Source organism: Thiocapsa sp. (genome assembly GCF_035467215.1).
Taxonomy (GTDB): Bacteria; Pseudomonadota; Gammaproteobacteria; order Chromatiales; family Chromatiaceae; genus Thiocapsa.
In genome coordinates this window covers 1-10,018 of sequence record NZ_DATITZ010000024.1, presented here as the reverse complement: position 1 = coordinate 10,018, position 10,018 = coordinate 1, and the positions used below count along the sequence as shown (strand labels likewise).

The window sequence follows — 10,018 nt, the reverse complement described above, 5'->3', positions numbered from 1 at the left end:
CTCGCGCAATTGCTCGTGCAGCAACGGCTGAGTGACCTGGCAGTGATGGTGTTGGTAGAGCACGTAGCGGCGCAGCTCGGCACCGAAATGACCGCCGTACAGATCGCTCGGCAACGTCCCGACCAGCTGCTCGCCGTCCGGGGTTTGCCACACTTCCAGGCGATAGCGGGTGTTGTGCGGGGTGATGCGCAGGTCCTGAACGACGAAGTCGCGGTAGCCCTTGAAGCGCGATCCCGCCGGCAACTCCACGCCGGGCGGGACCCCGACGGTGTCGTGGATGGTGAGCTGCGCGGTTTTGCGCCGCTTCGCCGATCCCGGTCGCTTGCGCGATCCACCGGTTTCGTCACCGGCCTCGGTCCCGGTGTCACCGTCGGTGTCACCCTCGGGAGTCTCGGGCTCGGTCTGCTGCTCCATCCCGCTGGGCTTGAACTTCGGTCTCGCCTTCTCGCCCTTGAGCACCGCGATCTCGTCGCGCAACTGCCCGATGAGCTCGGCTTGCCGGCGCTGTTCTTCAAGCAGCTGCTCGATCCGCGCGAGCAGAAGCTCGACCAGCGGTGTGCGCTCCGCTTCGGGAATCACCGGCAGTGGATTCGGATCAGCCATGCTCGACAGATGAAGTGCTCAGGGGCGACAGTTTGTCCTGCAGTGAAGCTTATTTTCGTAGCTTACTGGTTTCCTTGCCACTACTTTTTAAGAAGTTACGAGCGAGGCGGCCAAATACGCCGCCGGGAACTGGAAACGCGCGCATGCGCCGCAAATCGCGCTGGCCTGGCTGGCGCGTTTTCAGACCTGGCGACGAGGATGAAAGAACCGAGCCTTCTCCCGGGTCTTTAGCTGTGATGGCCGAGCAGCGGGTTCGCGACTGCGAGACGGCTCCCGGGCGACCCGCCCCGGCCATCACAAGACACACCTCAGGGATGCGGCACTCCGAGGCCACGCCCCGAACACCGACCTTAAACCCTTTTTAGGATTGAAATCATGACCAAGAAGACGATCACCCCCGCTGCCGCCCTCGTCGGTGCCGCCCTTGTCGGCAGCCTCGGTGCCTTCGGCCTCGCGCAGGCCGCCGGCAACCCCTTCGCCGCCCAGTCCCTCGACGCCGGTTATATGCTGCTCGCCGAAGCGGACACCGAGGGCAAGTGCGGCGAAGGCAAGTGCGGCGCGGATAAGGAAAAGGAAGGCAAGTGCGGCGAAGGCAAATGCGGCGCCGACAAGGAGAAGGAAGGCAAGTGCGGGGAAGGTAAATGCGGCGCCGACAAGGCGAAATAAGGGCGATGCCGGGACGCCGCCGGAGTCCGTGAGCGGACGCCGCGGCGCCACGGCCACGTTTGAATCCGACCCGGCGGATCGCGCTTGTGCGATCCGCCGGGCGCGTTGACGCCGAGTCCTGCAACCGCTCAACCCGGACCTCGGTGACGATCTCAGATTGTCCGGATTTCCAGATACCTACGCGCCGCGCTCAGCTCGGCTAGTGCAGCACGGCAGATGTATCGAGACCGTTCGTTGTCGTTGTCGTTGTCGTAATCGACCATCGATGCGACGACGATTACGATTACGATAACGACAACGACAAGGACAAGGATCTCGGACGGTCTCGGAATCTCTGCACTGCTCCACTAGGGCATCCGCAGCCCATACTTCTCGATCTTGCGATCCAACGCCGGGCGGGAGATGCCGAGGATCTCGCAGGTCTTGCCCTTGTGTCCTCCGGTGTGGTCCAAGACCCGTTGGACGTGCTCGGCCTCCACCGCGTCGAGTGTTCGCAGCACCTGGCTCTCGGGCGGCTTGCCCTGCACACCGGTCTCGAACGGGCCTGGAGCGGTCGTGGGTTCAGCGTCGAGCGCGAGCAGATCGGCCGTGATCAGACCCGTGCGCGCCTGCACCATCGCTTGCGTCAAGCGGTTCTCCAACTCCCGCACGTTGCCGGGCCAGTCGTGGCGGCACAGTTGCGCCAAGGCCGTCTCGGCGATGCGCGGTCGCGCTTGACCAAGACGCTCGGCGATGCGCGTGAGCAGACCTTCGACCAGGAGCGGGATGTCGTCGCGTCGCTCGCGCAGCGGCGGCATCTGAATCTGAATGACCTTGAGCCGATAGGCCAGATCTTCGCGAAAGCGCCCGGCCGCGGCCTCGGCCATAAGATCCCGGTTGGTCGCGGCGACCACGCGGGCGTCGGTCGCGATCGTCTCGGTGCCGCCGACGCGTTGGAAGACACGCTCCTGCAGGGCGCGCAACAGCTTGGCCTGCAGCGTCGGGGCGAGCTCGCCGATCTCGTCGAGGAACAGGGTGCCCGCGCTCGCCTGCTCGAATTTGCCGAGCTTGCGTGACTGTGCACCTGTGAAGGACCCCTTCTCGTGACCGAACAGCTCGCTCTCGAGCAGGGTCTCGACGATGGCCGCACAGTTGACGGCGACGAAGGGTCCGGCTCGACCGCTGTGCTGATGAATCAGGCGCGCCACCACCTCCTTGCCGGTGCCGGATTCGCCGCTGATGAGCACGGTGGCGGAGCTGCGGGCGCTCAACGCAATGCTCTTGCTCACCGCCAGCATGGCATCGCTGCGCCCGATCAGGTCGCGCGCCGCACCCGGCCCGGCCTCCAGGCGCGCCGGCGCCTGCTCGGCGGCCTTGCGTTGGCGCAGCAGCCGCTCCACCGTCTGCTGCAGCTCGGCGACCTTGATCGGCTTGTGCACGAAGTCCGCGGCACCGCGCTGGATCGCCTCGATCGCCAGCTCCAGGTCGTGCCGGCCGGTCATCATGATCAGGGGCAGATGCGGGTCCGCCTTCAGCAACGGTGCGATCAGGTCGCTCCCCTGCCCGTCCGGGAGCTGTTGATCCAACAGCACCAGGTCGACAGGCGCCGCCTGCACGCGCTCGAGGCCCGAACGACAGGACTGCGCGACCTCGACCGCGAAGCCGGCATCCTCGAAATGCATCGCCAGCATCTGGCCCAAGGCCGGATCGTCTTCGATGATGAGCAGTTGTCGGGGCATCGCGGTCGAGCGCCGTCTCCGGGTTGAAGGTCAGGGTACGGTCGCGCGCACGGGCGTGCAAGAGATCGCCTGCGCGCCGGGTCTTGTGGAGATAAGACGGCCCGATGCGCCTGATTCGGTGTCGCTCGCCAGGCATCTTAAACCGCGTCCAGAGCGACATGCGTCATTTTCATGTTGAGTTTAGCTTCGGAGATGTCCTGGATCTCGGTGAGACGCGGTTTAAACTTTATTATTTTTTAAGGCCTTAAACCGCGCCGACTCATGCGGTCGCCACATCCGCCGCGGCCGATCCCATCCATAGACATCGCATACCGCGCCGGGCGCGGTTTAACGAGCACCATCGATGAACTGCCGTGATTTCCGTCGTCGACTCCTGGTCGACCCCGCGCGCGAGGATGCCGAGGATGCTCGACATGCGGCCCGCTGCCCGGCCTGCGCGGCCGAGCGTGCACGTGCGCGCGCGTTCGAAGACAGGCTGCGCACCCTGTTGTCCGAAGAGGTCGAGACGCACCCGGTGCCACCCGCCGGGCGATGCGAGCGGCCACGACGGCTCCGCATGATTCTCCCAGCGCTCGCCGCAACCGCGCTGCTCGAGTTCGGCCTGATCGCTTGGCTCGGCGACAACCTGCAGCCGGGTTGGCCGACAGCGCCGTCGCACACCCCGTTGGCCACCGCGGTTTTGGACCATATCGCCGCCGAGCCGGCCGCGCTGGAGACCGGTGGCGAGGTTCCGCAGCCGACCGTGACACTCTTGCTCGTCTCCCTCGGCCTACGCCTCGATCCGCAGGCACTCGGCACCGGACTGGAACCGGTCCGTTACGCGGCCCGGTGTCGCATCGCCAACCACGACGGCCTGCATCTGGTGCTCACCGGAGCGGCCGGGCTCGTCACACTCTTGCTCATGCCGAACACACCGCTCGGGCGCAGCGCGCCGATCCGATCGGAAGGCTTCGAGGGACTGCTGATTCCGGCCGGGCGCGGGAGTCTTGCGATCGTCGGCACGCCCGACGAGCCCGTCACGCCCATCGCCCGGAGGATCCAGCGCGAGGTCGTCTGGTGATCGCCGGCGCCTTGGGGCTGTTGCTCGAGCGCTACGCGGCCACCCTTCTCGCTTCCCTGAGCGGGTCGGCCGGCGGACACCAGGCACCCCGGTAGAAGGTGAGCACCACCGGCCCCTCGGCGAGGAGATCGCGCACGCGCAACGGCTCGCCGAACGCGTTCCGCAGGGTAAAGTTCGAAGCCACTTGGCCGAGCGCGAGCCCGGGCTCGCGCTCGGGCATTGTTGCGGCCAGGTCGCGCGCGGCCCGTTCCATGCCAGCGCGGTCTTGCGCGCTGAAACGGGCTCCGCCGGTCTTCGCCTGCTCGGCCTGGAATTCCTCCAAAGTAGCCCGATAGCTTGGAATCGGGTCGCTTGGAATCGAATCGCCGGCGGTGCCCCCCGACAACATCAGGCTCAAGACGTCCCAACTGCGCAGAGTATCGGCCGGAAGTGACGCCGACGGTCGTCGCGAAGCGGCGACACGCCCGGCCGATCGGATGTGCAAGGAAGGATCGACGTGTCGATGCGCATTCAGGCGCACCTCACCCCGACGGACCGCTCGGTCGCCGCCCCGGCGAAGCGACGCGACAACCAGAAGTCGACGCTCAGATAGCGCCCGGCGCCGATAAAGAAGAGCGCGAGCAGCATGATGAAATAGGTCGCGGCGAACTCGATGCCGTTGTTCAGGATCACCAGGCTGCCGTTCTCGGTCAGCCAGCTGTAATTGCCGTGCTCGCGCAGGATGTCCTTGGCGCGGTCGAGTCGCTCGATGGCGCCGATCGTGCGATCGCTTGCAAAGAGTGACCCGGTCCCCTCGGCGATGGCGAGCCAGCCGTTCTGCCAATGCACCGTCACTGCGGCGACGACCATGGTGACCATCAGCGGGAGCGAGATCCAACGCACGCCCAGACCGACGACCAGCAGGATTGCACCCAGGACCTCGGTGCCGGCGGCGAGGAAGGCCAAGAGCGCCGGGAACGGCAGACCCAGGCCCCAGTCAGGGTTGCCGAACCATTGCACGGTGCTGTCGAAGTCGGCGAACTTCTTGGTCCCGGCCATCCAGAGGACCGGTGCCAGATAGAGCCGCAGGGTCAGCGGGGCCAGAAAATCCAGTGCGCGGGTGGTGTCGAGCAGGCCTTGGAGTCGGCGGGCGAGCGTGATCATGGGTCGATCCTCATCGCGTTGGATTGGGTTGGGTTTGGTTTGTCGGGCTGTCGGGCAAGCAGCGGCGCACGCTCAAGGCCGGCGCGCCGCGGTAAAGATCTCGGCGGGTTTGACGGGGCTTCTCGACGGTTCTCGGGGGATAGGACCCGACTCGGGATCGGTCTCTTTCGCGACGCGGCGTGAGGAGCGCACCGGCGGGGTCCGGGCGTCGGGCAGATGCGACGAATCGTGACAGGACGCGCGACGGGGCCGGGCGTCGTCACGATTCGTTACAACGCTTCGTTCAAGCGAATCCGGGCGCCCCTGAGAAAGACGCTGTTTTTCAAAGCGATAGAGACTGGCACGACAAATGGCAGGGTTTCGGCGACTCCACTCCATCGCCGGACCATCGCCATGAACACCGCACTCTCCGAAACCGCCCTGCCCCGGACAACACCCGAGACGCCCGGCTTCGCCGCGCTGGTGCAGACTTACGGCCGGGATCTGCATCGCTATGCCTACAGACTCTCCGGCAACCTCCACATCGCCGAGGATCTGGTGCAGGACACCCTGCTGCGGGCTTGGCGCTCGCTGGACAGGCTGCAGAACCGCGACGCGGTGAAGGGCTGGCTCTTCACGATCGTGCGGCGCGAGAACGCCCGCCGCTTCCAGCGCGCCCAAGGCCAGGTCTCGGACATCCCGACCGAAGAGCTCCCCGACAGCCATGTCGCCTACGACACCTCCACCGAGGCCTTCGTCCTGCGTCGCGCCATCCGTAACCTGCCCGTCGAGTATCGCGAGCCGCTCGTGCTGCAGGTGCTCCACGGCTTGTCGCAGCAGGAGATCGCCGATCGACTCGGCCTGACCTCGGCCGGCGTGGGCACGCGCCTGTTTCGGGCGCGCCAAAAGCTGCGCGCCTGCTTGGGGGAACGGGGATGAGCGCCGCCGATGCCGTCGACCGATTCACCGCGTGTCAGCGTCGCCGGCCGCGTGTCCTGCTGGTCGAGGACGATCGCGCCCTGGGCCGGATTCTGACCTGGACCTTCGAGGAGCATGGCGCCCGTCCCCTGCTCGCACGCACCCGCGCGGCGGCGCGCACGATCGTCGCCGCGGCCGGCTTCGACTTGGCCTTGGTGGATGCGGATCTGCCCGACGGCGACGGGGTGGTGCTCGCCGAGGCGCTGCGTGCAGATCACCCCGCCGCCCTGGTGGCGATCTGCAGCGGCCGCCATGGCATCGGCGCGAGCGGCCATCGGCCGCCGGGCGTCGATGCGGTCTTGATCAAGCCGGTGCCGATACGATTATTGTTGGATCTACTGGACACCGTCTGCCGAACGGCACCGGACGTGGTGCCCGGGATCAGGCACACTCGGGATGCGGCGATACGCCCGCGCTGACCGGAGCACCGAACAGATGCAGAAACTCGGATTTCTTGGCCTCGTCTTGATCTTGATCTACTCCGCGTCGTGGGCACTTGCCGGCGATGGACCGAGCAATGGCCTGGTGGCGACAATCAGCCCGCACGGGGTCGCCGAAACCGCCGATCGTGCCGAGGCCGCCATCGCCGGGCGCGGTCTCGGGGTCTTCGCCCGCATCGACCATGCGGCCGGGGCCACCAAGGCGGGTCTGGAATTGCCGCCGACCGAGCTACTGATCTTCGGCAATCCGACGGCCGGCACGCGACTGATGCACTGCAACGCGACGGTCGCGATCGATCTGCCGCTGAAGCTGCTGATTTGGGAAGGGGCCGACGGCATCACCCAGGTGGCCTACAACGCGCCGGCCTGGCTCGATAGCCGGCACGGCCTCGGCGACTGTGCGGCCGTCTTGGACAACATCGACACCGTGCTCGCCGAGATCGTCGCGGCGACCGTCGAGTAGATCGCGACCGAAAGATCGCCTCCGATTGCGCGGTCTTTATTCGTATCACGATTCAAAACGGAGCCTCTCGACGGCATGACTCCAGAACCCTACCCCGTTCACGGCGCCGGTCTCGGTCTGCGGCGTTCTTTTTTGAGCACCCTGGCGGAGCGGCCTCCCGAGCAGGTCGACTTCTACGAGATCGCCCCGGAGAACTGGATCGGCATGGGCGGCGTGAACGCGCGCCGCCTGCGCGCGCTCACGGAGCGCCATCCCTTCGTCTGTCACGGGCTGTCGCTCTCGATCGGCGCCCCGACCCCGCTCGACCTGCACTTCGTGCGACAGATCAAGGCGTTCCTGGACGAGCACGGGATCCGCGCCTATACGGAGCATCTGAGCTACTGCTCCGACGACGGCCATCTCTACGACCTCCTGCCCATCCCCTTCACCGAAGAGGCCGTCCGGCATGTCGCCGGGCGCGTCCGTCGGGTGCAGGAGATCCTGGAGCGGCGCATCGCCCTGGAGAACGTCTCCTACTACGGCGCGCCGGGGCAGGAGATGTCCGAGATCGAGTTCATCAAGGCCGTGCTCGACGAGGCCGACTGCGAACTGCTGCTCGACGTGAACAATATCCATGTCAACGCCGTCAACCACGGCTACGACCCGCGCGCCTTCCTGGCCGCCCTGCCGGGGGAGCGCATCCGCTACGGCCATATCGCCGGCCACTATGTGGAGGCCGAGGATCTACGGGTCGACACCCACGGCGCGGACGTCATCGACCCGGTGTGGGAGCTGCTGGATCTGGCTTACGCGCGCTTCGGGGTCTTCCCTACGCTACTGGAGCGTGACTTCAACATCCCGCCTTTGGATGAGCTGGTGCGGGAGGTGGATCGGATCAAACAGATCCAGCAGATCCATGCGGCGCGATCGACTCGGTACGCGGCCGATGCCTGAGCAAGCCGATGTGATCCAACCCGATTTCATCCAACGCCAGCGCGCCTTCGCCGCACATCTGCGCGATCCCGCAAGGGTCCTCGGACCGGACGATGTCGAGGATCGCCGCATGGCGATCTATCGCGATCTGGTGTTCAACAACGTCTCGGCCTTGCTCGCGGGCAACTTTCCGGTGCTGCGCCGGATCTTGCCCGACGCGCACTGGGATGCGCTGATCCGGGACTTCTTCGTCCGTCATCGCGCCAAGACGCCGCTCTTCCTGGAGCTGGGACAGGAGTTTCTCGACTTTTTGCAGAGCGCCCGCGCGGGCGACCCTCGGGACCCACCATTTCTATTGGAGCTGGCGCACTACGAATGGGTCGAGCTGGCGTTGCAGATCAGCGACGCGGAGCCGGACCGCACCCGCATCGATCCGACCGGCGACCTGCTCGACGGCCGCCCGGTGGTCTCGCCGCTGGCCTGGAATCTCAGCTATCGCTTCCCGGTCCATCGTATCGGGCCGGGCTGCCGACCGGATGCGCCGCCACCGGACCCGACGCATCTGGTGGTCTATCGCACGCCCGAGGACGACATTGCCTTTCTCGAAATCAACGCCGTCACGCAGCGTCTGTTGATCCTGCTGGAAGAGGAGTCGAGCACGCAGACCGGGCGCGAGGTGCTCGGACGCATCGCAGCGGAGCTCGGCCATCCGGATCCCGAGCAGGTCATCGCCTTCGGGGCCGGATTGATGGAGGATTTACGCACCAAGGGGGTCTTGCTCGGGACAACCTGCTGAGTGCCCCCTGACATGAGTCTCGCTCAGCGCCTCTCCAGCCTCGGCTTTCAGCTCAGCGCCGCCTTCCTCGGCCTGGTCCTGCTCTTTGCCGGTGCTGGTCTTTACGCCGTCGGGGCCTTTCAGCGTCAGTTGGCCTACGACGCCCTGGTCGAGATCGCCGGACGGCTCGAGCTGACCGCGGAGCAGATCCATACCCAAGGGATGAACTACAAGCAGAATGCACCTCGCGACTATCCCACCTACTACCGCGATGTGCGGCTCTACTACCGGGATCTGACGACCCACGTCGCGACCTTCGATCAGGTCGTCGACGCCTTCATGAAAGGCGACTTCAGCCATGATGTGCCGACCCCGTTGCCCTGGATGATGCCGCGTCTGGGCAGCGGCGTGACGGTCGCTATCCGGGACCTGGAGCAGGACTGGGAGACGTGGCGCCAAGCGCTCTTCGAGGCGATGGGCGAGGACACCGAGGAGCCGCGTCTGGAATGGGCGGCCGAGCACGTCATCGCCGAGCATGCCGTCCTCGGCGATGCCACGGCGACGCTGACCCGGGCACTGCGCGATTGGACCGCAAGCGAGTATCGCAAGGTGGTCCAGGGCGCGCTCGGCCTGGCGGTCGTCGTGGCCCTGGTCGCGGTCGCTCTGCTGATCGTGCTGCACTTTCGGGTCCTGGCCCCCCTGCGGCGCACCATCGCCGGCTTCCAACGCGTCGCCGACGGTGATTTCGGGCATCGCCTCCCGGTGGAGGGCACCACCGAGATCCGGGACCTGACCGGCAGCTTCAATCGCCTTTCGGTCCGGCTCGATCTTCTGCATCAGCTCATTCGCCGCCTGCAGCAAGGCAGCGATCTCGACGAGCTGGTCGGGTTCTTGAGCGGCGAGTTTCGAGATCTGCTCGGGTTCGACTGGATCGGGGTGGTCTTCATCGACGATGCCCGCGCCAATGCGCGTGTCGAGACCGGCTGGCTGGACGGCAGACCACAGCCGAGCGATCGGCGGCTTTACCGCTTGCAGGGCACGCTCCTGGAATGCGCGCTGGCCGACGCCGCGCCCATCCATGTCGCCGATGCCGTCACCCGGGTGCGCGAGAATCCCGCCTACGAATTTCTAGCTCACCTCGTCGCCCTCGGCATGCGCGACGCCATCTTCTTACCGCTCACCGCGCAGACGCAGACGCCCGTCCCGGCGGTAGTGGTGTTCGCGACGCGTCGCCACGACGGCTTCGATGCCGCTCGGCGGCGTCTCTTGGGCAACATCGCA

11 protein-coding genes and 1 pseudogene are annotated in these 10,018 nt (G+C 66.3%); 8 read left to right on the top strand and 4 right to left on the bottom strand.

What is annotated here, in order from left to right; all coding sequences use genetic code 11:
- Positions 1–603 (bottom strand): annotated as a pseudogene (locus VLR48_RS01280) (hypothetical protein); the annotation flags it as partial.
- Between the two features lie 375 nt (positions 604–978).
- On the opposite strand from VLR48_RS01280, the gene VLR48_RS01275 reads away from it, so the two are divergent.
- A complete protein-coding gene (locus tag VLR48_RS01275) occupies positions 979–1,269 on the top strand; it encodes a low-complexity protein (RefSeq protein WP_325290043.1) in 291 nt (96 codons plus the stop codon).
- Between the two features lie 347 nt (positions 1,270–1,616).
- On the opposite strand, the gene VLR48_RS01270 is transcribed toward VLR48_RS01275, so the two are convergent.
- Entirely contained in the window at positions 1,617–2,987 is a 1,371-nt protein-coding gene (locus VLR48_RS01270; RefSeq protein ID WP_325290042.1) for a sigma-54 dependent transcriptional regulator, read from the bottom strand.
- A gap of 343 nt (positions 2,988–3,330) precedes the next feature.
- On the opposite strand from VLR48_RS01270, the gene VLR48_RS01265 reads away from it, so the two are divergent.
- Positions 3,331–4,047 carry a DUF3379 family protein gene (locus VLR48_RS01265; RefSeq protein WP_325290041.1) on the top strand — a complete coding sequence of 239 codons (717 nt, stop codon included), beginning with the start codon at positions 3,331–3,333 and terminating at the stop codon, positions 4,045–4,047.
- A gap of 31 nt (positions 4,048–4,078) precedes the next feature.
- Here VLR48_RS01265 and VLR48_RS01260 read toward each other — a convergent pair whose 3' ends face one another.
- Both VLR48_RS01260 and VLR48_RS01255 read right to left on the bottom strand, forming a co-directional pair.
- Positions 4,079–4,444 carry a redoxin domain-containing protein gene (locus VLR48_RS01260; RefSeq protein ID WP_325290040.1) on the bottom strand — a complete coding sequence of 122 codons (366 nt, stop codon included), beginning with the start codon at positions 4,442–4,444 and terminating at the stop codon, positions 4,079–4,081.
- Positions 4,445–4,557: 113 nt separating this feature from the next.
- The gene (locus tag VLR48_RS01255; protein WP_325290039.1) at positions 4,558–5,190 is read right to left on the bottom strand and encodes a DoxX family protein; all 633 of its coding nucleotides are present in this window, start codon (positions 5,188–5,190) and stop codon (positions 4,558–4,560) included.
- Positions 5,191–5,583: 393 nt separating this feature from the next.
- Here VLR48_RS01255 and VLR48_RS01250 point away from each other — a divergent pair, with 393 nt between their 5' ends.
- The 6 genes from VLR48_RS01250 to VLR48_RS01225 form a co-directional block, all read left to right on the top strand.
- Positions 5,584–6,108, top strand: coding sequence for a sigma-70 family RNA polymerase sigma factor (locus VLR48_RS01250; protein WP_325290038.1), 525 nt, complete (start codon positions 5,584–5,586; stop codon positions 6,106–6,108).
- Positions 6,105–6,566: a response regulator gene (locus tag VLR48_RS01245; RefSeq protein WP_325290037.1), complete on the top strand. Its 462-nt coding sequence runs from the start codon at positions 6,105–6,107 to the stop codon at positions 6,564–6,566. Before VLR48_RS01250 ends, VLR48_RS01245 begins: the two co-directional genes overlap by 4 nt.
- Before the next feature lie 16 nt (positions 6,567–6,582).
- Positions 6,583–7,050 (top strand): DUF302 domain-containing protein, encoded by a 468-nt coding sequence (locus VLR48_RS01240; RefSeq protein ID WP_325290036.1) that lies wholly within the window; start codon positions 6,583–6,585, stop codon positions 7,048–7,050.
- Between the two features lie 75 nt (positions 7,051–7,125).
- On the top strand, positions 7,126–7,983 hold the full coding sequence (locus VLR48_RS01235) for a DUF692 domain-containing protein (RefSeq protein ID WP_325290035.1): 858 nt from the start codon (positions 7,126–7,128) through the stop codon (positions 7,981–7,983).
- Entirely contained in the window at positions 7,976–8,758 is a 783-nt protein-coding gene (locus VLR48_RS01230; RefSeq protein ID WP_325290034.1) for a DNA-binding domain-containing protein, read from the top strand. The genes VLR48_RS01235 and VLR48_RS01230 overlap by 8 nt, the downstream gene beginning before the upstream one ends.
- Before the next feature lie 12 nt (positions 8,759–8,770).
- The coding region (locus VLR48_RS01225; RefSeq protein ID WP_325290033.1) for a HAMP domain-containing protein at positions 8,771–10,018 on the top strand (1,248 nt) is incomplete at its 3' end.